Raw genomic sequence first — 22,680 nt, forward strand, 5'->3', positions numbered from 1 at the left:
GCCCTGCCGCGCAGGTAATCTTCCCGGCGCGTCACGCTGGGAAACCTCAGGTAACACTGGGCCACCCCGGTTCATCCCCGGGGCGCCCCTGTGAAGCACCGTGACCCCCCGTATCCCTTGGTTTCGAGGCGCTTTGACCGGCTTCCGGCGGCGTCGGATAGTTGCTGGCATCAGCACCAATCCGCAGACTTCCAAAGGAGAACAATGTCCAGAACCACGCTTCTATCCGGCGTCAGCGCGGCCCTTGCCGCCACCACCCTGCTGGGCCTGACAGCCTGCTCGGATCCCGGCGCGTCAGCTGCCGCCGGCGCCAACCCCGCCGCGACCGCGGTGTCCGCCGGGGTCAAGCAGTTCAACCTCTCTCCGCAGCAGGACCGGGTGCCGGTTACCGTCAGCACGGAAGCGGCCGCCCTGGTCCCGGAAGCAATCAAGCAGGACGGCAAGCTGACCGTTGCAGTCAGCCCGTTCGCCGCCCCGCTGGCCGTGTACGCGACCGACAACAAGACGCCGGTGGGCAATGAGGTGGACATCGCCGTCGCGCTGGCCCAGGCCCTGGGCCTGGAAGCGGAGATCGTTCCGACTGCCTGGGCCGACTGGCCCCTCGGCGTCGAGTCCGGCAAGTACGAGGCCGTGCTGTCCAATGTGACGGTGACGGAGGAGCGCAAGCTCAAGTTCGACTTCGCGAGCTACCGCGACGACCTGGGCTTTTATGCCACGGCCAGCAGCGCCATCACCAAGGTGGAGACGGCAGAGGATGTGGCCGGCAAGCGCGTCATCGTGGGCTCCGGCACGAACCAGGAATCCATCCTGCTGCGCTGGGACGAGGAGAACAAGAAAAAGGACCTGTTGCCGGTCGAGTTCCAGTATTACGACGACGACTCCGCCTCCGCACTGGCCCTCCAGTCGGGCCGGGCAGACCTCACTTTCGGCCCCAACGCGACGGCAGCCTATAAGGCGGCCACGGATGCCAAGACCAAGCTGGTGGGGCTCGTGGACGGCGGCTGGCCGCTGAAGGCCAGCATCGCGGCCACCACCAAGAAGGGCAACGGCTTCGCCGCCGCCGCCACGGCCGGCCTGAACCACCTGATCGAGGACGGCAGCTACGCCAAGATCCTGGACCGCTGGGGGCTGAGCTCCGAAGCGGTTCCAAAGTCCGAGCTGAACCCGGCCGGCCTGCCCAAGAAGTAGCCCTACTGCCTCTCTTCCTGGGCGGTGTAGGTCTCCAGCAGCCGGGAAGCTCCGCGCCCGTCCTCGCCTTCGGCGGCGAGGGCGGTCCGCATGTTTTCGGCTTTCTCACCGCCCGCGGGGAACGGTGGCAGCAGCGGGATATCCGGATCGGTCACTACCTCGAGGACCACCGGCCGGTCCGCTGCAAAGGCACGTTCCCAGGCGTCGGCGAGCTGCTCCGGAGCTTCGACCCTGATACCCGTCAGGCCGAGCAGCTCGCCGTAGCCCGCGAAGGGGAAGTCGGGCAGCTCCTGGCTGTCCTGGAACCTCGGCTCGCTCTCGGTCTCGCGCTGCTCCCAGGTCACCTCGGCCAGGTCGCGGTTGTTAAAGACACAGACTACAAACCGGGGATCCTGCCAGTCGCGCCAGCGGTGGGCCACGGTTATCAATTCCGCGACGCCGGCCATCTGCATGGCGCCGTCACCGGACAGCGCGACGAGCGGCCGGTCCGGGTAGGCAAGCTTCGCAGCCAGCCCGTAGGGGATGGAGCAGCCCATGCTCGCCAGCGTTCCGGAAAGGTGCGCCGGTACCCCCGGCGGCAGCAGCAGCTGCCGGGCGTACCAGTAAACGCAACTGCCGACGTCGACGCTCACCAGAGCGTTGTCCGGGAGCCGCCCGTTGAGCTCATGAACGACGCGTTCCGGGTTGACCGCCCGCGCCGGAACTGCGGCCCGCTCACCGCGGAGCCGGTGCCAGCTGCGGACCTCGCTTTCGACGTCCTGACGCCACGGTCCGGAATCCCGCTGCCGTAGCCTGCCCAGGAGCTCCGTGATGGTGCGTGCGGCATCACCCGGCAGTCCGGCCTCCACCGGGTAGCGGTTGCCGATCTTGCGCTCGTCGAGGTCGATTTGGACCGCCCGCGCCGCGCCCGGCGGCGGGTAGAACTCGGTCCAGGGATCGTTGGAACCGATGATGAGCAAGGTGTCACAGTTGCCCAGGAGGTGTGCGCTGGCGGTGCTGCCGAGGTGGCCCATGGTTCCGGCCGCGAAGGGTAGGTTCTCGTCCACGTAGGGTTTGCCGAGCAGGCTGGTGGCGATCCCGGCGCCGAGCTTCTCCGCGATGGCCACCACTTCGTCCCGGGCGTGCCGGGCGCCCTGCCCCACCAGCAGCGCTACCTTCTCTCCCGCGTTGAGGATTTCCGCGGCGGCGTCCAGGTCCTCCTCGCGGGGGACGGCGACGGCGGTGCCCCACCGCGGCGCTGTGATCACGATGCCATGTTCCTGCTCCAGCTCCGGGGCGGGAGCCGACTGGATGTCATGCGGAACAATCACCACGCAGGGGGAGCGGGTGGCGAGGGCCGTCCGGAAGGCACGGTCCAAAACCATGGGGAGCTGTTCGGGGGTGCTCACCAGCTGGGCGAACTGGGCGGCGACGTCCTTGAACAGCGTCGCGAGGTCGATCTCCTGCATGTAGGCCGAACCCAGCACGCTGCGCGCCTGCTGTCCGACGATCGCGACCACCGGCACGCCGTCGAGCTTGGCGTCGTAGAGCCCGTTGAGGAGATGCACGGCCCCGGGGCCCTGGGTGGAGGTCACGACGCCGACCCGGCCGGTGTACTTGGCATGTCCCACGGCCATGAAGGCGGCAGTCTCCTCGTGCCGCGCCTGCACGAACTCGATGTCCGCCCTGGCCCGGCGCAGGGCGCCCATGAAGCCGTTGATGCCATCGCCGCTGTAGCCGAAGACGCGGTCCACGCCCCAGGCTTTCAAGCGATCGACGATCACGTCAGCGACAACGCGTTCGGCCATGGGTGCCTCCAGTTGCGGATTGCGGTGTGGTGCGGTTCCCTCCACAACCTAGCCGCGACCCCGGAACGTGTCGAGGGCAGGAGCGGACTAGAGGAGCTGTTCCCAGACGGTGAGCTGCAGCCGGACCGTGCCCGCCCCGGCGCTTCCCTGGCCGCCGCGCTCGACGCCGGACTCCACGTTGTCCACCGCTATTCCCGCGCCGGAGTCGAGGCTGTTTCGGCTTCGTCCGCGTGCAGGTCCGCCGTTTGGTCCGCGGGTTGATCCGGTGTTTGGTCCGGAGCGCGGACGGGCGCCGCGAGGCCCAGGTTTTCCCGCAGGGTGGTTCCGGCATATTCGGTCGGGTAGATGCCGCGCTCCTGCAGGGCAGGAACCAGATGATTGACGATGTCGTCCAGCCCGCTCGGGATTAGCCACGGGGAGATGTTGAAACCGTCGACGGCGCCGGTGCGGGCGTATTCCACGAGGCGGTCCGCCACCTCCGAGTACGAACCGGTGAAGGTGGAGTCCCCGCGGGAGGTCTTGGCGGAGACGAACTGACGGATGGAGAGGCCCTTTTCCTTGGCCTCGGCCCGCCACTGGTCCGCCAGCTGCCGGGCCTTCGCGCCGTGGAAGCCGCTGCCGCGGGTTTCCGAGGTTTCCTCCACGACGGGATCGATGGCCGGCAGCGGACCGTCCGGATCGAAGTCCTGCAGCTCGCGTCCCCAGAACTGCTCCAGGTAGGCAAGGGCCTGCTGCGGGCCGATTTGCAGGCTCCGCACCCAGGCTTTCTTGTCCAGCGCTTCCTGCGGGGTAGCGGCCAGGATGAACTCACTAGCGGGCATGATCTTGACGTCGTTGGCGCCCCGGCCGGCCTTAAGCGTGCGGTCCACGATGTCACGGCGGAACGCCAAGGCGTCGTTGAGCTCGGGATGCGCGGAAAAGATGACATCCGCCTGCCGGGCGGCGAAGTCCCTGCCATCCGGGGAGTCCCCTGCCTGGAAAAGGACCGGCCGGTACTGGGCGCTCCGCGGCAGCCGCGGCGTCACGTCCACCGTGTAGTGCTGCCCGGCGTGCTGCACGCGGCGGACCGCGCCGGCGGCTGCCCAGCGCGGCGCGGACGGCGAGGAGGCGATGGCGCCGTCGTCCCAGGCCTCCCAGATCTGTTTGGCGGTCTCCACGAAGGCTTCCGCGTGGATGTAGCGGTCGGCATGGTCGAGGTAGCCGCCACGGCGGAAGTTCGCGCCGGTCCAGGCGTTGTCCGTCGTGACGATGTTCCAGGCGGCGCGTCCCCCGGAGAGCAGGTCCAGCGATGAGAGCCGGTGGGCCAGGTCCGCGGGATCGTTGTAGGTGGTGTTCTGCGTGGCCACCAGCCCGATATGGGTGGTCACCGCGGCCAGAGCTGCCAGCGCCGTCTGCGCGTCCGGCCGCCCGGCGACGTCGAGGGCGTGCGGCCGGCCCAGGTGTTCACGCAACCGCAGCCCTTCCCCGAGGAAGAACGCCGCGAACAGTCCCCGCTCGGCGGTCTGTGCGATCCTGCGGAACGATGCGAAATCTGTCTGCGAGCCGGACTCGTCCGATTTCCAGATGGTCCCGGAGTTGACGCCCTGGAAGAAGACGCCGAGGCTGAGCTGCCCGGACGGTGTAAAGTCCCGGGCCGGGTTGGTGGAATGGCTCACGGTATTCTCCTTAGTTTCCTGCGCTGGCGGTGAAGGCGGCGGGGTCGGCGGCGTAGCGGCTGGCGGGCCGGGCGAGGCCGAGCTGCTCCCGGAAGGTGGCATCCCGTTCAAGCGGGGCGAGGACGGCGCGGCGGCGCAATTCCGGCAGCACCAGCGTGGCCAGTTCTTCCAGATCCGTGTCCAGCACTGCCGGGTGCAGGCGGATCCCGTCCGCCACCGACAGGACTTCCTCGAGCAACTCGGTCAGCTCGGCCGCCGTTCCGACAAAGCGTGCGCGCGGACTCTCCCAGGAAGCGTGCGCATCCAGCCGAGCGAGCCGCCCGGCTGCGCTCTGGCCGCGGGAGTCCAGGACGACGTCGAGCTCGGCGATCAGCGCCGGTGCGCCCGGTGCGCCGGGCGCGGCAGTGAAGGCATCCCGGGTGGCCGTGATTTCGGCGGTGAGAAGTTCCGGCGTGGGCGCCGAGACCAGGAGTGCGTCGACGGCGCCGCTGGCCACCGCCTCCGGGGCGAGCAGACCGGCCGGTGCCAGCACGGGAAGCTGGCCCTGGAGCGGGCGCGGAATGATGGACGGGCCCTTGATCGAGTAGCTGCGTCCCTCAGTGTCGGCAGTGCTGTGGAAGTCGGCATAGTGCAACTTGTCCACGTCGAGGTAGCGCCCGGTGGCGACGTCCCGGATCACCGCATCGTCCTCCCAGGTATCCCAGAGCCTGCGGCTGACTTCGATCGAGTCAGCGGCTTCCTGCGCAACGCCGTCCGCGCCCACGACGTTCCGTCCGACGGCGGCGGCGTCGGCCGGGTCGGTCGAGGCGGCCACCAGCCAGCCAACCCGGCCGCCGGAGACGTAGTCGAGGCTGGCGAGCTGGGTGGAGACGTGGAACGGTTCGGTGTAGACCGTGTCCACTTCCGGGATCAGCGCGATCGACCGGGTGATCGGACCGGCGAAAGCCGCGCGCTGCAGCGCGTTCAGGCGCGCGGCGGTGTTCTCGCCGCCCCTCTGCCCGGACGGGGAGGGATCGCTGAACGTCGCGGCGTGGAAACCGGCGGTTTCGGCCGCGAGCACCACGGCGCGGAGCCGGGCCGGGGTTAGCACCGACGCGGGGGCAGTTCCGGCGGCCCGCCACGCGGCGGGGTGGCTGCCGGCGCCGTCGAGCTCCAGCAGCAGCAGGCCCCGGCCCGGCGCGGACGTGCCGGAGGCGGAAGTGCCGTGTGCCGCGGGGCGGGCAGCGCCGTTGTGCTGTGAGGTGCTCATGAGGCGTCCTGACGTTCGTAGGGAATCTGCTCGCCCGCTTCGACGGCGACCGGCAGGCGGTTCTCCGGCGGCGGTGTCAGTGCGCGTAGACATGGGATCTCCTGTGGTTGGCGGAGGCGGAGGCGGAGGCGGTTGCGTGGGTGTGAGAGGCGGCGGCAGCCTCGGGACGCCCGGCGAACGGATCGCCCTCGCCCCAGAGCGTGGTGCGGGCGGCCGCGCGGACGGCAGGGATGACCTCGAGCGCAAAGCGTTCCAGGATGTCCAGCTGCTGCTCGAACGGCTGCGTGGTGGGCAGCGAAATGGACTGCAGGTCGTGACCGTAGAGCTCGTGGTAGCTGAGGATCTTGTCGATGACCTGCTCCGGGCTGCCCACGAGGGCCGGTCCTTCGGCGACGGCATGGTGGATGTCCCGGTACGGCGAGTTGTTGCCGGGGACGTTGCGGCCGGCAGTTAGCGCCTCATAAACCGGGCCGAACTGGCGCTTGGCTTCCTGCGTGGTGTCCGCAATGAACACGCCGCCCGCGCCGGCGCCCGCGCCGAGGTAACGGAGCCGCGGGTCATGGCCGTGGCGTTCGTATTCCTCGCGGTAGTGCTCGATCAGCACGGCGTAATTCTCCCGCGGCTGGATCGCGTTGGCGGTGAACAGCGGATCGCCCCACTTCGCGGCGAGGGCCGCCGAGGTCAGGCTCGTGGCGGAGCCATGCCAGACGCGCGGTGAGCCTGCGAACGGGCGGGGCGTCGTGGTGGTGGGCTCGGTCAGGGCGGGACGGAACTTCCCGGACCAGGTGACGTCTTCTTCCGTCCAGAGCCGCCGGAGCAGCCCATATTTTTCCGCCAGCAGGTCCCACTGGTCCCTCAGGTCCAGGCCGAACAGCGGATACTGCAGCACTTCGTTGCCCTTGCCGATCACGAGTTCCAGCCGGCCCCGGCTGAGCTGGTCTATCGTCGCGTAGTCCTCCGCCACCCGGACCGGATCCAGCACGGGAAAGCACCGTGACGCCACTCTGCAGCCGGATGCTGGTGGTCACCGCGGCGATGGCTGCCAGCACGGTGGTGGGGGAGGAGGAAATGAACTCACCGGCATGCCGTTCCCCGACCGAGAAGGCGTCATAACCGAGTTCCTCGGCGCGTTGCGCGGTTTCGATCACCTGGTTGAGCCGATCGGCGGTGGAAACGATCTCTCCGGTCACCGGGTTCTTCAGATGCGGGATGATGTCCAAAACCTGGAATTTCATTACTTCGCCCCGAAGTTGGCCTCGGTGACAGTCTTGGACTCGGGCAGGGCTTCCTCCGAAAGGCCCCAGCGCTCCAGGACCTTGGCGTAGGAACCATCCTTGATCGCGGAGTTCAGCGCGTCCGTGACCGCCGGTGCCAGCCCGTTGCCCTTGAGTGTGGTGGCGGCCACCAGGGTCTCGGACGGCCAGCCGGCGTTGACCTTGCCGACCACCTTGAGGTCATCGCGGGTGTTTTCGCGGTACGTCACCGAGGGGTAGGGCGCGATGTTCAGGTCGGTCCGGCCGGAGGAAAGCGCCAGGATCGTGTCCGCGTCGGAGGAGTAGTACTGCAGCACGGCGGGGGCCTTGCCCTTGGCTTGCAGTTCCTGGTTCCAGGCGAGAAGAATCTTCTCCTGGTTTGTGCCGGAACCCACCGAGATCTTGAGGCCCGAGATGTCGTCGGAGCCCTTGATGTCATACGTGGAGCTCTTTTTCGCCTCGAAGCCCATGTACGCCGCCCGGTAACTGGAGAAGTCGAACAGTTTCACCCGGGCGGCGTTGATGCCCACGTTGGAGAACACGGCCTCGAAGTCGCCGGACTGCGTCTTCAGCGGCCAGTTCTCCCAGGACGTGACCTGGATGTCCAGCTCGAGGCCCAGTTTGTCCGCGACCAGCTGGGCGATATCCAGCTCGACGCCGATCGGGGTCTTGTCATCGCTGGCATGGAAGGACAGGGGGATGGAACCTGCCGTGGTGGCCACGGTCAGCTTGCCGTCCTTGTTGATCAGTTCCGGGACCTTTGCGGCCAGGGCTGCGTCCTTCTCGGAGCGGATGCGCTGCTGCTCCGGTGAGGTGTTGTAGACGACTCCGTTGCGCGCCGCCGTCGTAGCCGGCCGGGCGTCGGCCGCAGCGGCCCCGGGGTCGGAGCAGGCACTGAGGGCCAGCGTGCCGAGGAGCGCGACGGCGGGAAGTGCGGCGAGTCTGCGGCGGCCGGCGGGACGGGGAGTGATGGGAGATGCCATTTTGGGTGGTCCTTAGATGTTGAAAGCGGGTTCGATCACCTTGGAGAAGAAGCTGCGGGTGCGTTCTTCCTGCGGGCGGGTGAAGATGTCCTGCGGGCTGCCCTGTTCCACGATCTGGCCCTGGTCCATGAACACCACGGTGTCCGCAACGTCGCGGGCGAAGCCCATCTCGTGCGTGACGATAATCAGGGTGGTCCCGGACGTGGCGAGTTCGCGGATGACGTCGAGGACCTCGTTGACCAGTTCCGGGTCCAGGGCGGAAGTGGGCTCGTCAAAGAGCAGGATTTTGGGGTCCAGGGCCAGGGCCCGGGCAATCGCCACGCGCTGCTGCTGGCCGCCGGAGAGCTGGCGCGGGTAGGCGCCCGCCCGGTCTTTCAGGCCCACGCGGTCCAGCAGTTCCAGGCCGCGCTCGCGGGCTTCGGCCTTGGAGAGGCGCGGTTTGCCGGCGCGCGGCGCGACGACGGGGGCTTCGGTCACGTTTTCCAGCGCGGTCAGGTGCGGGAAGAGGTTGAAGTTCTGGAACACCATGCCGATCTCGGTGCGCTGTTTCAGGACCTCCTTCTCGCGGAGTTCATGGAGCGTGTTGCCCCGGATCTCGTAGCCCACCAGCGTGCCGTCGATTGCGATGAAGCCGCCGTCGACTTTTTCCAGGTGGTTGATGGTGCGCAGGAGGGTGGACTTGCCGGACCCGGAGGGCCCCACGATCACGGCCACCCCGCCGGGCTCCACGGTCAGCGTGATGCCTTTGAGTACTTCTACCGCGCCGAAGGACTTCCGGACCTTGGTGATTTCCACCAGCCCGCGGGTGGACTCGCCCGGGGTAGATCCGGGCGGGTTGTGGAGGGCGGTGTCGGCGGGAGCACCCTCTTGGAGGGTGTCGGCGGGGGCGGAGGCTGTGGTGCTCATCGGGTTCCCTTCCCTCGGCTGGTGGCCGGGGTGGCGTGGGTGGACAGGAACTTCTTGACCTTCTGCAACGGCGTCAGCGGCAGGGTGCGGACCGCGCCCTTGGAGTAGTGCCGCTCGATGTAGTACTGGAAAACGCTCAGGACCGACGTGATCACGACGTACCAGAGGGTCGCCACGAGCAGCAGCGGCAGGACCTGCTGGGTGCGGTTGTAGATCACCTGGACGGTGTAGAAGAGTTCGGAGTAGGCCAGCACGTAAACGATCGAGGTGCCCTTGACGAGGCCGATGATTTCGTTGAAGGCTGTGGGCAGGATGGCGCGCATCGCCTGGGGCAGGACGATCCGGGTGGAGCGCCGCCAGGCCGGGATGCCGAGGGCCGCGGCGGCTTCCAGCTGGCCCTGGTCCACGGAGAGGATGCCTCCACGGATGATCTCGGCCGAGTAGGCCGCCTGGTTCAGCGTCAGGCCGAGGACGGCTGCCGCGAACTGGCTGATCAGGGTGGTGGTCTGGACCTCGAAAAAGCGGACATCGGTAAAAGGGATGCCGAGGCTGATCTTCTCGTAGAGGTAGCCGAGGTTGTACCAGAGCAGCATCTGCACCAGCAACGGCGTGGAGCGGAAGATCCAGGAGAACGTCCAGGACACGGACACCAGCAGCGGCGACGCGGAGAGCCGCATGAGCGCCAGGATGAACCCCAGCACAAAGCCCAGGATTCCGGAGATGGCGGTCAGCTTCAGCGTCTCCAGCAGGCCGTCCACAATTGACTTCGCCGTGAACCACTGCGCCACGACGCCCCATTCCCAGCGCGGGTTGGTGGCGAGGGACCAGGCGACGGCGGCCACACCGAGGGCGACGACGGCCGTGCCCACCCAGCGCCAAGGATGCCGGGCCGCAACCACCCGATAGTCGGCGTAGTCGGTGGCGGGCCCGCGGAGACCCGGGCGTGCTCCGCCGGTGCCGTCGGTGCCGTCCGTGCCGCCGACGGTGCTGCTGTCGATGGCCGGCGCAGCACCCGCCCGGGTGTCTGTCACCGCAGGTTCGGGTGCGGACTGCGTCGCCGTGGTTGTTATCGGGCTCATGCGCCACCTCGCTTCCATTCGCTTCGTTTGGGTTGGCTTGGCTGCAAATCTAGGGGCGCCCCGAAGGCCCAGCAAGGCGGCAGGTTGCATTGGTTCACGCGGCTACACGCGGCGTCATGAGGCGGTTTCTTGCGCTTTCTGACGCCTCGTGACGCGGCGTGAACGGCCATTACCGCAGCGTCGCCCGGCACCGTTTCCGGTGCCTAGCATGAGGGCCCTGAAGCACCTGAATTGGACCTGTCCCGAAAGGAGTCCCATGCCCGCGAAACTGCCCTCCGTCGTCTTTGTCGGCGGCGGCCCCCGCACCGCCGGCATTCTGGAGCGTCTGGCCGCCAACCGGGCTGAGCTTTTCAGCGGCGGCCTGGACGTCCACGTCGTCGAGCCCCACACTGCCGGCTCGGGACGGATCTGGCGCTACGAACAGCACCCCGGGCTGATGCTCAACTCGGCCGCGGCGGACGTCACCATGTTCACCGACGCCTCGGTGCAGTGCGAGGGCCCCGCAGCGGAGGGGCCCGCGCTCGCCGACTGGGCCGCCGGAGTGCTGGACGGGTCCATTCCTGACGTTCCGGAGTTCACCGCGGCGCTGCGGGATCAGCTGAAGGAACTCTCCGGCGCCACGTTCCCCACCAGGCAGCTCCAGAGCTGCTATCTCGAATGGTTCTTCCGTCGCGCCGTGGCGCAGCTCGCCCCGGATGCCGCCGTCACCGTCCACCGGGACACTGCCGTCGCCGTCGAGCCGGCAACACCGGCGGGAACCGGAGTGCCGGCACGTGGCGAGGGAGAGGCGGCCTACACCGTGCGGCTGGCCACGGGCGCGTCGTTGCGGGCCGACGTCGTGGTCTCCGCGCTCGGGCACACGGACTCGTTGCCCGGGGCGGAATCCGCGGCCTGGGCAGAATTCGCCGCCCGCCGCGGGGGATTCCACGCCCCGCCCAGCTACACCACCGACGTCGACTACTCCGCGATCCGCGCCGGTCAGGACGTGATCGTCTCCGGCATGGGGCTGGCGTTCGTGGACCTGCTGGTCCTGCTGATGGAAGGCCGGGGCGGGCGCTTCGAGGACGCTCCGGACGGCGGCCTGCGCTACCTCCCGTCCGGTGCCGAGCCCCGGATCTGGGCGGGCTCGCGGCGGGGCGTGCCCTACCACTCGAAGATCTCTTCCGCCCTGCGGGGCGAACCGGCCGGGTCGCCGCGGTTCTTCACCGCCGGGGAGGTTGAGGCGCTCCTGTCCGAACATGGCGAACTCGATTTCCGCACCCAGCTCTGGCCGCTGATCGCCAAGGACGCCGGGTACGGCTACTACCGGGAGCTCTTCACGGGCTATCCGGACCGAGTCAGCGCTACCTGGGACCAGTTCGCCGGGCGTTTCGCCGCGGTGGATTGGTACAGCCCGGAACGCCGCCAGTTGGTTTGTGAGACTGTCCCGGATCCGGGGCTGCACCTGGACCTCGAGCACCTGGACCACCCCTTCGGCAGCCGCAGCTTCACCGGCGCGGACGACGTTCAGGAGGCCGTCACCGCCTACATCGAAACGGATCTGCGGTTGCGCACCAGCCCGGACCATTCCGAAACCCTGGCCCTGTTTACGGCGCTGCTCAAGGTCTACATGGAGCTGGGCCGGCTGGTCCCGCCGGAACGGCTGAACTCCCGCTCCCAGCAGCACGTCCACGGCTGGTGGCACGGCTTCTTCAGCTTCGTGGATTCCGGCCCGCCGCCGCGCCGCCTGCGGGAGATGCTGGCGCTGCACCGGGCCGGCGTCCTGCGCTTCCTTGGCCCCGGGCTGGAAGTGACGGCGGACGAGGCCTCCGGCCTGTTCGTCGCCACCTCGGCTGCCGCCGGCAGCACCCTAACGGCCACCGCGTTCATCGAGGCCAGGCTGCCCGCACCGTCCGTCGCCGGCTCGACCAACCCGCTCCTGCGCCAGCTGCACCGGGCCGGGATCGGCGCCGGCCAGGAACTGCTCAGCGCCGATGGCCTGCACGCAACCGGGCGGCTGCTCGTCTCAGAGCACAACGAGCTGCTCAACCCGGTGGGGGAGCGCCAGCCGCGGCTGTTCGGCGTCGGCCCGGGAACCTCGGGGTGGGGGGCAGGGGCGTTCGCCCGGCCCGGCACCAACGCGGCGCCGTTCCGCGAAAACGACGCCCTGGCCCGGCGTATCCTGACGATCCTCGCCGGCGATCACTCCGGCCAGCCGGCACCCGAAACATCGTCTGAAACCGCACCCGAAACCACGTCCGAATCCGCGTCGCCGGCGGCCGCCGGCGGAAAGGCCCGACCATGAACTCTGCAACTGCCCGCGCAGCAGCGCCGTTGCGTCCTGCCGAGCTGACCGTCCTCAACCTGCCGATGAGCGATCCCCGCGTGCGGCCGCTCCTGGACGAACTGGCCGTCGAATACGACACCCGGTACGGCAATCTCTTCGGCCGGGGAGCCGCCGCGGAGGAGCTCAACCGGTACCCGGCCTGCGAATTCGCGGGCCCCGGCGGCGCGTTGCTGATCGTGCAGGAGGGCGGTGAATCCGTGGCCGGCGGCGCGTTCCGCCGGCGAGATCCGCAGACTGCTGAATTCAAGCGGATCTGGACCCACTCCGGCCACCGCCGCCGCGGACTGGCCCGGTTTGTGCTCGCTGAGCTCGAGGTGCTGGCGGCCCGGCGCGGCTATCGGGGGATCTACCTGACCACCGGGCCCCGCCAGCCCGAGGCAAAGCACCTGTACCTCAGCTCCGGCTACGAGCCCCAGTTCGACCTGTCCGCCGATCCGGAAACCATCGGTCCGCTGGCCTTCACCAAGAACTTGCACCAGGATTCCGCAGGAGGCCCCACCGGCTAAAGTTCAACCCGGAACGGCATTTTCAGGACCGCCCCGGTTTCGCGGCGGGGAAGCACCCGGGGAGCAAGCAGTGCGGTATGGATCCACACCGACCATCCGAGACGTGGCGGAGGCAGCAGGGGTGTCCCTGACCACCGTCTCCTACGTGCTCTCGGGCCGGGGCGGCGGGACCACCCGGATCAGCCAGCCCACCCAGGACCGCGTCCACGCCGCAGCCCGCGAACTCGGCTACGTGCCCAACCGGGCCGCCCGCGGCATGCGCCGCGGGCGGACGGACCTCGTGGCCGTCGCCGTCACAGACCTCGAGGACGACTGGGACCGGGAGCTGGCTTCCGCCGCAGCAGGGATCCTCCCCCGGTACGGGTACCAGCCGGTGGTTCTTGTGGGTGACAGCTGGCGGCCGTTCATGCTTTCCGGCGGGGCCGACGGCGTCATCCTCGGCTCCGTGCCTGCCGACCGGAGCCCCGCCGACCTCGAGACAATGGCCGAACTTGTCACACGGGGCGTGGCCCAGCTGGTCTTCTCAAACACTTTGGACATCGACGGCGTCGACGTCCTCCCGCCGGAAACTCCTGGTCCGGACGGGGCCGGCCCGCTTTTCGAGCTGGCCGTCGCCACCCTGGCCGGGCGGCTGCGCGCCTGACCGCCGCCTTGCCCTGGCTTAGGCGTCGCGCAGCGGGCGCCGCGCCAACCAGGCAGCGACGATCGCGCCGGAGATGTTGTGCCAGAGCGAGAATACAGCGGAGGGCAGCGCGGTCAGCGGGCTGAAGTGCGCCGTGGCCAGCGTCGCGGCCAGGCCCGAGTTCTGCATGCCGACCTCGAACGCCAGCGCCCGGCGGGCCTTGTCGTCCAGGCGGCCCAGCTTGCCGGCCAGGTACCCAAGGCCCAGGCCGAAGCCGTTGTGCAGCACCACCGCGAGGAACACGATTCCGCCGGCGGCAACGATCTTGCTAGCGCTGCCGGCCACCACGATCGCCACGATCAGCGAGATCACGACGGCGGAGGCCCAGGGCAGGACCGGCAGCACCTTGGCGACGAACTTCTTGAGGAACAGGCGGGCCAACAGGCCGACGATTACCGGCAGCAGGACCGTCTTGACGATGTCCAGGACCATTCCCCCGGCGTCGATCTGCAGGTAGGACCCGGCCAGGAAAAGCACCAGCAGCGGCGTCACCACCGGGGCGATCAGGGTGGACACCGAAGCGACGGCAACGGAGAGGGCGACGTCGCCCTTGGCCAGGAAGGCCATCACGTTGGAGGCAGTGCCCGAGGGGGCGCAGCCGACCAGGATCAGGCCGACGGCCAGTTCAGGTGACAGGTTCAGGGCGACGGCGATCAGCCAGCCGGCCCCGGGCATGATGACGTAGTGCGCCACGATGCCGAGGACCACGGCCCAGGGGCGTTTGGCCACGGAGGCGAAGTCCGGCGGCGTCAGGGTCAGGCCCATGCAGAACATGATGATGCCCAGCAGGTACGGCACGCCGGGGCCCAGCGGCTTGAAGGCGTCCGGCAGCAGGTAGCCCGCGACTCCGGCCACGACAACCAGCAGCGGGAAAACCGTAACGGCGATCCTGGCGATTTTGGCCTCGGCGGCGTGGGCGGGATTGACCGGGGCCGCGTCGGCACGGGTCTTCGGGGTGGACTGTGGGGTTTTGGTTGCCTCAAGCATCCAAGCATGGTGGCATTGCGGCCGCAACGGAGCCAGTTCATGACCGATCGCTGCCGAAATATGTCAGATTTTTGGCCCGTGCCGTCGAAAGGCTCCGCGCGACGGGCCCGGGGTCGTGCGCCACCCCCCGCGGTAGAGTTGAGACGCAGGCGAGCTGCGGCCACCACGGCCGGTGCCCCTGATTCCGGATGAACCCTTCTGGCGCGGTGCTGCGTCTCAACCGAGCCTGAACGGAGCCAGCAATGGCCGCCAAACCCGCCGTCGTCCCCGCCCCCACCCCCGAACAGCTGCAGTCGGTCCGCGGCGCCCTCCAGTCCCCGCGCCGGCTGAAGACCGAGGTCCTCGGCGGGCTCGTCGTCGCGCTGGCCTTGATCCCGGAGGCAATCGCCTTCTCGATCATCGCCGGCGTCGACCCCCGGATCGGGCTCTTCGCCTCCTTCACGATGGCCGTCACCATCGCCTTCGTCGGCGGGCGTCCGGCGATGATCTCTGCCGCCACCGGCGCCGTCGCGCTGGTGATCGCGCCGCTGGTGAGATCGCACGGGCTGGACTACCTCGTGGCCGCGGTGATCCTGGCCGGCATCCTGCAGATTCTCCTGGGCCTCGCCGGGGTGGCGAGGCTCATGCGCTTCATCCCGCGGTCGGTCATGGTCGGGTTCGTCAACGCCCTGGCCATCCTCGTCTTCCTCTCCCAGGTCCCCGAGCTGATCGGCGTCCCCTGGCTGGTTTATCCGCTCACCGCACTGGGCCTGCTGATCGTCTTCGGGCTGCCGCGGCTCACCACGGCAGTCCCCGCGCCACTCGTTGCCATCGTGGTCCTGACGCTCATCACGGTGCTGGCCGCCCTCGCCGTCCCTACGGTGGGGGACAAAGGGGCGCTGCCGGAGTCCCTGCCGGTCCTGTTCGTGCCCAACGTTCCGTTCACCCTGGAGACGCTGCAGGTCATCTTTCCATTCGCCCTGGCCACGGCCTGCGTCGGCCTGCTCGAATCGCTCATGACAGCCAAACTCGTGGACGACGTCACGGACACCCGCTCCTCCAAGACGCGGGAGGCTTGGGGCCAGGGCGTGGCGAACGTCGTGACCGGCTGCTTCGGCGGGATGGGCGGCTGCGCGATGATCGGCCAGACCATGATCAACGTCAAAGCCTCCGGCGCCCGGACCCGGATCTCCACGTTCCTGGCCGGCGTCTTCCTCCTCATCCTCGTGGTGGTCCTTGGCGATATCGTGTCGCTGATCCCGATGGCCGCGCTCGTGGCTGTGATGATCTTCGTCTCGGTCGCCACCTTCAACTGGCACAGCATCCGTCCCGCCACGCTGAAGGCCCTGCCCAAGAGCGAAACCCTGGTCATGGTCGCCACCGTGACCGGCGTCGTGACCACGCACAACCTGGCGATCGGCGTCGGCGTCGGAGTGCTGGTGGCGATGGTGCTGTTCGCCCGGCGCGTCGCCCACTTCGTCACCGTGGAGCGCACCGTGACCGAGGTCGACGGCGTCCGGCTCGCCACGTACCGCGTGAACGGCGAGCTCTTCTTCGCCTCCTCGAACGAGCTGTACACCCGGTTCGACTACGCCCTGGACCCGCAGCGGGTGGTCATCGACCTACATGCCTCGCATCTCTGGGATGCCTCGACCATTGCCGCGCTGGATGCCATCACGGAGAAGTACCGGAACCACGGCAAAGAGGTCAGGATCGTCGGGCTCAACGACGCGAGCGTCCAGATGCGCGAACGCCTCGCCGGCAAGCTCGGTTCCTAGCCCAGCGGCCCGCGGTTACAGCAGAGGCTTCGTGGCTCTGCCGTCGAGCCACAGCGTCTCCGACTCGTCGCTGTGCGCGCCCGTGGTACCGACATGCTTGGTGCCGATGTCGGGTCCTTTCTTGATGACGTGGACCAGCGCCATGCCATGGCCGCGGCCCAGCCCGTATTCGTCCTTCAGCCAGTCGAGGATCTCGCCCGCTTCCACGGACGGAGCGTCGTAGCCCTTTTGCTGTGCAATCTCGAGGAGCGCGCGAGGCGTGAGCCCGGTCTTATCCTCGATCGCGTTGAGGTAGGCCTGGAATGACATCCGTGGATTCCTTTCGGCGGGCGGGACTTCCTTGGCCACTCTAGGGAGTCCGGGCAGGCCGCCGCCATACTTTCGGACGGAAAGTTGCGGCGCAAGGCGGTACTGCGCCGGGACCTGGCCGGCTGAACGCGCGCGATGGAACGACTACGCTCGGATTCATGACGCAGATGTGGGAGCCGGGCCAGGCCGGCGTGCTCAGTCTTCCCTCCGGACGGCTCATCCGCGGCCGGGGGCTGTTGGCGCCTTTTCCGGGCGGCCCGCGGCCCGAGTTCGGGCTGTACCTGCTGGGCCGGCGGCCGCGTCCGGTGGACTGGGAGTTCCGCTGGGTCCGCTGGCCCGATCTGCGTCTGCCTGCGGATAATGCGGATGCCCGGGATGCTCTCGAGGAAGCCTGGCGCCGCGCCGAATCGGAGCGGGTAGAGGTTGCCTGTTGGGGCGGCCGCGGCCGGACCGGCACCGCCCTCGCCTGCATCGCCGTCCTCGATGGCGTTCCCCCGGCGGAGGCTGTCGACTACGTGCGGCAGCACTACCGCCGCGGAGCCGTGGAAACGCCGTGGCAACGGGCCTACGTCAGCCGCTTCCCCGGCTTCCCCGGCGGGCAGGGGTGACCCGGGTCCCGGCGGGCAGGGGTGACCCGGGACCCGGCGGGCAGGGGGTGACCCGGAACCCGGCGGGGAAAGCGGCCGGAGCCGGCGGTTCGGACTAGCGGTGTGCGTAGGTGAGGCAGTCGGCGTTATCCGCGCCCGGGCCGACGTGTACCTCCGGAGCCTTGCACATCAGGTGGTCGTTGTGGGTGCATTCGGCGCGCTGGCACGCCCCGACGTCGGCGAGAACCTTGGGCAGGCCGCCGTGGGTGCCGGTGTCGATGAAGGTGGCGCAGGATGCATGGTCTTCGGTGCCGCCGACCGTGATGGCTGCGGCGTTGCAATGCGAGTGGTCGTTGAAGGAACAGTTGGAAACACTGCAGTCTGCGACGTGCGTTGTCATGGGAAGGTCCTCCGTGGTCCGGCGGCCCGGGGCGGGCCGCTACTCCTCCTAAGGTAGGCGTGCCGGGGCCGCGCAAAAAGACCCAATAGTATGACCTAATCCGCGGCCATCAGTGTGAGCACGGCAATCTGGTAGCCCGCGGGTCCGTTGACAAGCTGGTAGCAGAAGCGCTCCCGGAGACGGCCGCCATAGGACCAGGTGACGTCGACCCAGACGCTTCCCGGCGCCTCGCCCAGAATGGCGAGCTGCTTCTCGAGTTCGGAGATCCCCTCGTATTGGCCCCACGCGGACGCAAAAAACTCCTCCGTCTGCCGGGCCTCACTGACCGGGATGGACCGTCCCGGGAAGATAATCAGCGACGGAACAGCGTACAGTCCGGCAAGCGCCCTCGCATCGTGATCGAGCAGGGCGCGGGCGTAACGGTCGAAAAACGCGTCGACCGTTTCCTGGATGTTGCCCATGACTCCACGATACGAACCCGCGTCCGGGCGTCAATAGCCCCCTCAAAGCCCGCGGGTTCGGGCCACGCTACGCCTGGGTCAGCCGGTACCGTTCGAGTTGCTTGAGCCGCCGGAGCAGGCTGTCCCGGCGGGGGTGAGGGACGACGTCGGCGGCTTCTGCGGTGAGGTCGATGTGCTGGGTGCCGTACTGCCAAAGCAGCAGGTCGTCGAGGAGCCGGTCCGGGCCGGGGGAGTAGCGGTGGTCGAGGGCCTTACGGACCTCGGTGATCCGGTTGGCGCTCAGCAGCCCGGCGAGCTGAACGGTCTGGTTGAGACCGTGCGCGGCCATCAGTTCGGCGGCCCAGCCCCAGTCGTCGTCGACCTTCCGGTCCACATGCGGCAGCAGGGTCCGCCAGACGTCCCGGATCCGGTTCGGGGTGAGCTGGGCGGCACCTTCACCGTCCATGTCCCAGTAGCTACGGACCTCCTCGTAGCGGTCGTGAAGGTCGGAAAAGGCGCCCTCCACGGTCTCCAGCATCGCCGCCGTGGCCGTGAACTGCCGGTCGAAATGCGGCGTCCAAGCGCGGGGGTCCTCGGCCTTGAAGCGGATGTCATGCTCGATCTCGCTCCAGGCGTGCGCGAACACGGTGCGGATCTGGCACTCAAAGAAGTAGCTGCCGTTCGGCGGGACGTCCGGGTTGAAGAGCTGCTGGTAGGCCTTGACGGCCTCGTTCTGGATGGTCCGCAGGATCAGGTGCCGGCTGGAGTAGCCGTAGGTGCCGGATTCGATCGAACCGATGTCCTTTTCACGGTCGCCGCGGCAGTCGAAGAGCTGGCGCTGGCGCTTGATCAGGTTGGCCACCGCGGCGTTTTCGGCGGGCAGCTTGGTGATGACGCGCACGCCCACCATGTCGTTCAGCGTCCGGAACGGGTCCGGGAACTTCAGCACCGGCGGGCCGCCCGGCTCAAGGGGTTCCTCGATCCGGGAGATCTTCTCCCGGAAGGACTCCACGGTCTTGGTGCGGCCGGTAACGAACAGCGGCGTCACCTCGGTGCCCTTGAGCATTGTGCGCAGGGCGAGCAGGACCTCCCGGGTGACTAGCTTCAGGGCAGGGCGGAGCCGCTCGTAGAGTTCCACGTTTTCCTGCACGGATTCGCGCAGGCTCGGGTCCAGCCGTTCCCAGTTGCTCGCCATGTGACCAGCTTACGGCGGAGGTACGACGGCGGGAGGCTGACACCCCTGCCGCGCATTCGGACGTCCGCCCGCAGCGCTTTGGACGACCGCGCGCGGACCGCTGCAGGCGCCCTGCTGGGCGGCTTACGCCGAGTCGCATGATGACCAAGGTAGGCTCTGCACAAGGCTGCTGTACGGCGTCGTACTCTGAGCGCGGCCGCAGCGTTGGTGACATTGGGGGCAAACTCCGCTGCGTGTTCACCAGGCCCTAAGGAGGACACTGTGAAGCGGCACAAGTACAGCTATGGCGACTCCCCGAGCCAGTGGGGAGAGCTTTTCCTGCCGGACGTGGCAGCACCCAAGGGCATTGTGGTCGTCATTCATGGCGGGTACTGGCGTTCCCAGTACGGCGCGGAACTCGGTGAACCGCTGGCCAAGGACCTCGCGGCCCACGGCATGGCAGCGTGGAACATCGAATATCGCCGCGCAGGCAACGGCGGCGGTTGGCCTAACACTTTCTCCGACGTGCTCGCCGGGATCGACAAGCTGCGGGACGTTGCGGGCGAGCACGGGCTGGGGCTGGATCGCGTCGTCGCCTTGGGCCATTCGGCCGGTGGACACCTTGCCGTCTGGGCCGCCGGTCGTGACCGGCTCGGCCAGATCGGTGCGCCGGATGCGGACCGCCAGCTGCTCCGGAAAGACGACGGCGCGGTGCGTCTCACCGGCGTCGTAAGCCAGTCGGGCGTATTGAACCTTGCCGCCGCCGAGAGGCTGAACCTGAGTAACGGGGCGGTCAGCAACCTGCTGGGCGGATCCTCCGAGAAATACCCCAAACGGCATAAATATGCGGATCCGATGAGCGCGGTCCCGTTGAACATCCCCGTCTACGCGGTCCACGGAACCGAAGATGACACGGTCCCTGTGAGCCAGTCGGAGACCTACGTGGCAGCAGCCAAAGCAGCGGGAGCGCCGGTCCAGCTCCTCAGAATTCCTGGCGACCATTTCGCGCTCATCGACCCCAAGGCCGCCGCGTACCGGAAGTGCCGCGAGCTGGTGCAGTCGCTGCTGGCCTGAGCGTCGGGCGGTCTCAGTAGGAAATGAATTCGACGAGCTCCCCGACGCGCTCCTCCGGATAATTGCGCGCGATATCGGCCTGACTCAGTATGCCGACCAGTTCATGGCCGTCTATCACCGGGAGTCGGCGGACCTTGTGTTCCTGCATGGTCCGAATGGCCTGTTCGATGCTGTCGTCGGCGCCGATGGTTACGGGTTTCCCCTCGCCGAGTTCGCCGGCCGTCACCGAGCGCGGGTCGCCGCCTTCGGCGAGGCACTTGACCACGATGTCGCGGTCCGTCAGCATCCCTTTGAGCCGGTTGTCCTCCCCGCAGATCGGCAAGGACCCGACGTCGAGCTCCTTCAGTTTCCGGGCTGCCTGCTCCAGTGTCTCCTTCTCACCGACGCACTCAACACCGCCGGTCATGATGTCTCTGGCAACAGTGGACATTTCGCACTCCTTGGTTTGATCGCTACTTTTTGTCGGTATTCGAGACGGCAGAGCTCACAGCCGTGGGGCCGTCGTATTCCTTGTCCGGAATGTTTTTGAGTGCATTCAGCGCGTCGCCGTCTGCGCCCTCCTTCTCGGCCGTCGAAATGAGAGTGGAGCGGTCGGCTGGGTAATTGACCCCGGCCAGGAACTTCTGGATCTCGATGGGGTTTGGTTTATCGCTCACTTCGGTCCTCTCTCGGTCAGTGCTTCCTCGGACGTGGTCCGACTGGGTCCACCAGCCAAGCCACATACCAAGCCTACTTATCATTGCCGATGTGTGGTAGGCCTTTCCGCCAAATCCAGGCGCCTGATTCGGCCCCAAGGTCCGGGTGCCGACGCGGGCCGCGGGCCGCTGGCGGGAGACCCGGTAGATGCCTAGACTGGATCGAGGTGCGCCGGGAAGTCTGGTCGGCAACAGTTCTGTCGAGCCAAGTTTTAGGACCCCACATGAGCCACCCGTCTTCTCCCGTCCCGCCGCCGTCCTCCGCGCCGTCCCGCACTGTCTTCAGCCGGAACAGCTATGCCGAAGTGTTGCGGATCGGGCAAATCCTCCGGAAAGAAACGGTGGGCGGTGCCCTGCTGGTGGCGGCGGCCGTGATTGCCCTCATCTGGGCCAACTCGCCGGCGTCCGGCGGCTACTTTGCCCTCCGGGACTTCACCATCGGCTACGAGCCGTGGCACCTGGACCTAAGCCTGGGGGCCTGGGCCGCCGACGGGCTGCTCGCCATCTTCTTCTTCCTGGTCGGGCTCGAGCTCAAACGGGAATTCATCGCCGGGGACCTGCGCCAGCCCAGCAAGTCGGTCGTTCCGGTGGCCGCCGCCGTCGGGGGCGTTGTCCTTCCGGCCCTCATCTACGCCCTGGTCAATTTCGGCAGTCCCGGGACCCTGCGAGGCTGGGCCATCCCCACCGCCACCGACATCGCCTTCGCAGTCGCGGTGCTGGCCATCATCGGATCGCATCTCCCGAGCGCCCTGCGCATTTTCCTGTTGACCCTCGCCGTGGTGGACGATCTGCTGGCCATCACCATCATCGCGGTCTTCTACACCAGCGACCTCCAGCCGGTGCCGCTCCTGCTGGCCCTGATTCCGCTGGGCCTCTACACCTTCCTGGCGCAAAAGTACCGCCGCTTCTTCGGCGTCAAGGCCGGTGCCGCCTGGCTGATCCTGCTGCCGCTAGGCGTGATGGTCTGGGCGCTGGTCCATGCCTCCGGCATCCACGCCACTGTGGCTGGCGTCCTGCTGGGCTTTGCCGTCCCGGTCCTCCGCTCCCAGGCCAGCGGCGGCCCGGCGGCCGGGCCCGGGCTGGCGGAGGTCTTCGAACACCGTTTCCGTCCTCTCTCCGCCGGCATCGCGGTGCCGGTCTTTGCCTTTTTCTCGGCCGGTGTTGCGGTGGGCGGCTGGGAGGGACTCGGCTCGGCCCTCGGCAGCCCGGTGGCCGTGGGCATCATCCTTGCCCTCGTTCTGGGTAAGCCGCTCGGCATCCTCGGCACCACCTGGTTGCTGACCAAGGCCACCAAGGCCCGCCTGGATGAGTCGTTCAAGTGGATCGACATCCTGGGTGTGGCAATCCTGGCCGGCATCGGCTTCACGGTTTCGCTGCTGGTTGCCGAGCTGAGCTTCGGTCATGGCAGTGTCCACGACGATCATGCCAAGGTTGGGATTTTGGCAGCCTCCCTGCTGGCCGCACTGCTGGCCACTGTGGTGTTGCGGACCCGGAACCGGCATTACCGTGAGGCCGAGGAGGACGAGAAAATCGACTCGGACCACGATGGCATCCCGGACGTCTACCAGCAGGACAGCGGCGGGTAGGCGGGGCCGTCAGTTGCCTTTCCGCCCCTTGTGCCCATGCCCTCCCGATATCATTAG

At 68.1% G+C, this 22,680-nt stretch carries 21 protein-coding genes and 1 pseudogene; 8 read left to right on the top strand and 14 right to left on the bottom strand.

All coding sequences use genetic code 11. From position 1 onward, the window contains the following. The first annotated feature begins 204 nt into the window (after positions 1-204). The gene (locus OM977_RS00505; protein WP_264355620.1) at positions 205-1,188 is read left to right on the top strand and encodes an ABC transporter substrate-binding protein; all 984 of its coding nucleotides are present in this window, start codon (positions 205-207) and stop codon (positions 1,186-1,188) included. Between the two features lie 2 nt (positions 1,189-1,190). Here OM977_RS00505 and OM977_RS00510 read toward each other — a convergent pair whose 3' ends face one another. From OM977_RS00510 to OM977_RS00540, 7 genes and pseudogenes are all read right to left on the bottom strand, one after another. After that, a complete protein-coding gene (locus OM977_RS00510; RefSeq protein WP_264355621.1) occupies positions 1,191-2,975 on the bottom strand; it encodes a thiamine pyrophosphate-requiring protein in 1,785 nt (594 codons plus the stop codon). A 188-nt stretch (positions 2,976-3,163) separates the two neighbouring features. Continuing rightward, positions 3,164-4,630 (bottom strand): NtaA/DmoA family FMN-dependent monooxygenase, encoded by a 1,467-nt coding sequence (locus tag OM977_RS00515; protein ID WP_264355622.1) that lies wholly within the window; start codon positions 4,628-4,630, stop codon positions 3,164-3,166. Positions 4,631-4,640: 10 nt separating this feature from the next. Continuing rightward, positions 4,641-5,879, bottom strand: a complete 1,239-nt coding sequence (locus OM977_RS00520) for an LLM class flavin-dependent oxidoreductase (protein ID WP_264355623.1) — start codon at positions 5,877-5,879, stop codon at positions 4,641-4,643. A 76-nt stretch (positions 5,880-5,955) separates the two neighbouring features. Continuing rightward, positions 5,956-7,114, bottom strand: a pseudogene (locus tag OM977_RS00525) (LLM class flavin-dependent oxidoreductase). Further along, entirely contained in the window at positions 7,114-8,115 is a 1,002-nt protein-coding gene (locus tag OM977_RS00530; protein WP_264355624.1) for an ABC transporter substrate-binding protein, read from the bottom strand. The pseudogene OM977_RS00525 and the gene OM977_RS00530 overlap by 1 nt, the downstream one beginning before the upstream one ends. Before the next feature lie 12 nt (positions 8,116-8,127). Beyond that, positions 8,128-9,021, bottom strand: coding sequence for an amino acid ABC transporter ATP-binding protein (locus OM977_RS00535; protein WP_270103056.1), 894 nt, complete (start codon positions 9,019-9,021; stop codon positions 8,128-8,130). Beyond that, complete coding sequence (locus OM977_RS00540) at positions 9,018-10,100, bottom strand: amino acid ABC transporter permease (RefSeq protein ID WP_264355625.1); 1,083 nt, start codon at positions 10,098-10,100, stop codon at positions 9,018-9,020. Before OM977_RS00540 ends, OM977_RS00535 begins: the two co-directional genes overlap by 4 nt. A gap of 256 nt (positions 10,101-10,356) precedes the next feature. Here OM977_RS00540 and OM977_RS00545 point away from each other — a divergent pair, with 256 nt between their 5' ends. The 3 genes from OM977_RS00545 to OM977_RS00555 all read left to right on the top strand — a co-directional run bounded on the left by OM977_RS00545 (position 10,357) and on the right by OM977_RS00555 (position 13,575). Then, on the top strand, positions 10,357-12,384 hold the full coding sequence (locus tag OM977_RS00545) for an FAD/NAD(P)-binding protein (RefSeq protein WP_264355626.1): 2,028 nt from the start codon (positions 10,357-10,359) through the stop codon (positions 12,382-12,384). Next, the gene (locus OM977_RS00550; protein ID WP_264355627.1) at positions 12,381-12,932 is read left to right on the top strand and encodes a GNAT family N-acetyltransferase; all 552 of its coding nucleotides are present in this window, start codon (positions 12,381-12,383) and stop codon (positions 12,930-12,932) included. The genes OM977_RS00545 and OM977_RS00550 overlap by 4 nt, the downstream gene beginning before the upstream one ends. A gap of 103 nt (positions 12,933-13,035) precedes the next feature. Next, positions 13,036-13,575 (top strand): LacI family DNA-binding transcriptional regulator, encoded by a 540-nt coding sequence (locus tag OM977_RS00555; protein ID WP_264355628.1) that lies wholly within the window; start codon positions 13,036-13,038, stop codon positions 13,573-13,575. Positions 13,576-13,593: 18 nt separating this feature from the next. Here OM977_RS00555 and OM977_RS00560 read toward each other — a convergent pair whose 3' ends face one another. Further along, positions 13,594-14,601 carry a bile acid:sodium symporter family protein gene (locus tag OM977_RS00560; RefSeq protein WP_264355629.1) on the bottom strand — a complete coding sequence of 336 codons (1,008 nt, stop codon included), beginning with the start codon at positions 14,599-14,601 and terminating at the stop codon, positions 13,594-13,596. 242 nt (positions 14,602-14,843) lie between these two features. On the opposite strand from OM977_RS00560, the gene OM977_RS00565 reads away from it, so the two are divergent. Further along, a complete protein-coding gene (locus OM977_RS00565) occupies positions 14,844-16,358 on the top strand; it encodes a SulP family inorganic anion transporter (protein ID WP_264355630.1) in 1,515 nt (504 codons plus the stop codon). 15 nt (positions 16,359-16,373) lie between these two features. Here the strand turns inward: OM977_RS00565 and OM977_RS00570 are convergent, their stop codons facing one another. Further along, the gene (locus tag OM977_RS00570) at positions 16,374-16,667 is read right to left on the bottom strand and encodes a DUF4287 domain-containing protein (protein ID WP_264355631.1); all 294 of its coding nucleotides are present in this window, start codon (positions 16,665-16,667) and stop codon (positions 16,374-16,376) included. Between the two features lie 158 nt (positions 16,668-16,825). On the opposite strand from OM977_RS00570, the gene OM977_RS00575 reads away from it, so the two are divergent. Continuing rightward, positions 16,826-17,275, top strand: coding sequence for a protein-tyrosine phosphatase family protein (locus OM977_RS00575; RefSeq protein WP_264355632.1), 450 nt, complete (start codon positions 16,826-16,828; stop codon positions 17,273-17,275). A gap of 94 nt (positions 17,276-17,369) precedes the next feature. Here the strand turns inward: OM977_RS00575 and OM977_RS00580 are convergent, their stop codons facing one another. From OM977_RS00580 to OM977_RS00590, 3 genes are all read right to left on the bottom strand, one after another. Continuing rightward, positions 17,370-17,654, bottom strand: coding sequence for a DUF1540 domain-containing protein (locus OM977_RS00580; protein WP_264355633.1), 285 nt, complete (start codon positions 17,652-17,654; stop codon positions 17,370-17,372). 95 nt (positions 17,655-17,749) lie between these two features. After that, a complete protein-coding gene (locus OM977_RS00585; protein WP_264355634.1) occupies positions 17,750-18,115 on the bottom strand; it encodes a hypothetical protein in 366 nt (121 codons plus the stop codon). A 67-nt stretch (positions 18,116-18,182) separates the two neighbouring features. Further along, the gene (locus OM977_RS00590) at positions 18,183-19,289 is read right to left on the bottom strand and encodes a GTP pyrophosphokinase (protein WP_264355635.1); all 1,107 of its coding nucleotides are present in this window, start codon (positions 19,287-19,289) and stop codon (positions 18,183-18,185) included. A gap of 261 nt (positions 19,290-19,550) precedes the next feature. Here OM977_RS00590 and OM977_RS00595 point away from each other — a divergent pair, with 261 nt between their 5' ends. Next, the gene (locus tag OM977_RS00595) at positions 19,551-20,342 is read left to right on the top strand and encodes an alpha/beta hydrolase (protein WP_264355636.1); all 792 of its coding nucleotides are present in this window, start codon (positions 19,551-19,553) and stop codon (positions 20,340-20,342) included. A 13-nt stretch (positions 20,343-20,355) separates the two neighbouring features. On the opposite strand, the gene OM977_RS00600 is transcribed toward OM977_RS00595, so the two are convergent. Both OM977_RS00600 and OM977_RS00605 read right to left on the bottom strand, forming a co-directional pair. Beyond that, on the bottom strand, positions 20,356-20,772 hold the full coding sequence (locus OM977_RS00600; RefSeq protein WP_264355637.1) for a CBS domain-containing protein: 417 nt from the start codon (positions 20,770-20,772) through the stop codon (positions 20,356-20,358). A gap of 22 nt (positions 20,773-20,794) precedes the next feature. Continuing rightward, complete coding sequence (locus OM977_RS00605; RefSeq protein WP_264355638.1) at positions 20,795-20,998, bottom strand: DUF2795 domain-containing protein; 204 nt, start codon at positions 20,996-20,998, stop codon at positions 20,795-20,797. A 263-nt stretch (positions 20,999-21,261) separates the two neighbouring features. Here OM977_RS00605 and nhaA point away from each other — a divergent pair, with 263 nt between their 5' ends. Further along, the gene (nhaA, locus tag OM977_RS00610; protein WP_264355639.1) at positions 21,262-22,623 is read left to right on the top strand and encodes a Na+/H+ antiporter NhaA; all 1,362 of its coding nucleotides are present in this window, start codon (positions 21,262-21,264) and stop codon (positions 22,621-22,623) included. Positions 22,624-22,680: the final 57 nt, after the last annotated feature.

This window comes from Pseudarthrobacter sp. MM222, assembly GCF_947090775.1.
Lineage (GTDB): Bacteria > Actinomycetota > Actinomycetes > Actinomycetales > Micrococcaceae > Arthrobacter.

Bases quoted from the DNA above. Each gene is read 5' to 3' on its own strand.
- OM977_RS00565 (WP_264355630.1), top strand. From the start codon at position 14,844: ATGGCCGCCAAACCCGCCGTCGTCCCCGCCCCCACCCCCGAACAGCTG.
- OM977_RS00585 (WP_264355634.1), bottom strand. From the start codon at position 18,115: ATGGGCAACATCCAGGAAACGGTCGACGCGTTTTTCGACCGTTACGCC.
- OM977_RS00535 (WP_270103056.1), bottom strand. From the start codon at position 9,021: ATGAGCACCACAGCCTCCGCCCCCGCCGACACCCTCCAAGAGGGTGCT.
- nhaA (WP_264355639.1), top strand. From the start codon at position 21,262: ATGAGCCACCCGTCTTCTCCCGTCCCGCCGCCGTCCTCCGCGCCGTCC.
- OM977_RS00580 (WP_264355633.1), bottom strand. From the start codon at position 17,654: ATGACAACGCACGTCGCAGACTGCAGTGTTTCCAACTGTTCCTTCAAC.
- OM977_RS00590 (WP_264355635.1), bottom strand. From the start codon at position 19,289: ATGGCGAGCAACTGGGAACGGCTGGACCCGAGCCTGCGCGAATCCGTG.
- OM977_RS00520 (WP_264355623.1), bottom strand. From the start codon at position 5,879: ATGAGCACCTCACAGCACAACGGCGCTGCCCGCCCCGCGGCACACGGC.
- OM977_RS00510 (WP_264355621.1), bottom strand. From the start codon at position 2,975: ATGGCCGAACGCGTTGTCGCTGACGTGATCGTCGATCGCTTGAAAGCC.
- OM977_RS00505 (WP_264355620.1), top strand. From the start codon at position 205: ATGTCCAGAACCACGCTTCTATCCGGCGTCAGCGCGGCCCTTGCCGCC.
- OM977_RS00600 (WP_264355637.1), bottom strand. From the start codon at position 20,772: ATGTCCACTGTTGCCAGAGACATCATGACCGGCGGTGTTGAGTGCGTC.
- OM977_RS00540 (WP_264355625.1), bottom strand. From the start codon at position 10,100: ATGAGCCCGATAACAACCACGGCGACGCAGTCCGCACCCGAACCTGCG.
- OM977_RS00560 (WP_264355629.1), bottom strand. From the start codon at position 14,601: ATGCTTGAGGCAACCAAAACCCCACAGTCCACCCCGAAGACCCGTGCC.
- OM977_RS00550 (WP_264355627.1), top strand. From the start codon at position 12,381: ATGAACTCTGCAACTGCCCGCGCAGCAGCGCCGTTGCGTCCTGCCGAG.
- OM977_RS00545 (WP_264355626.1), top strand. From the start codon at position 10,357: ATGCCCGCGAAACTGCCCTCCGTCGTCTTTGTCGGCGGCGGCCCCCGC.
- OM977_RS00530 (WP_264355624.1), bottom strand. From the start codon at position 8,115: ATGGCATCTCCCATCACTCCCCGTCCCGCCGGCCGCCGCAGACTCGCC.
- OM977_RS00575 (WP_264355632.1), top strand. From the start codon at position 16,826: ATGACGCAGATGTGGGAGCCGGGCCAGGCCGGCGTGCTCAGTCTTCCC.
- OM977_RS00570 (WP_264355631.1), bottom strand. From the start codon at position 16,667: ATGTCATTCCAGGCCTACCTCAACGCGATCGAGGATAAGACCGGGCTC.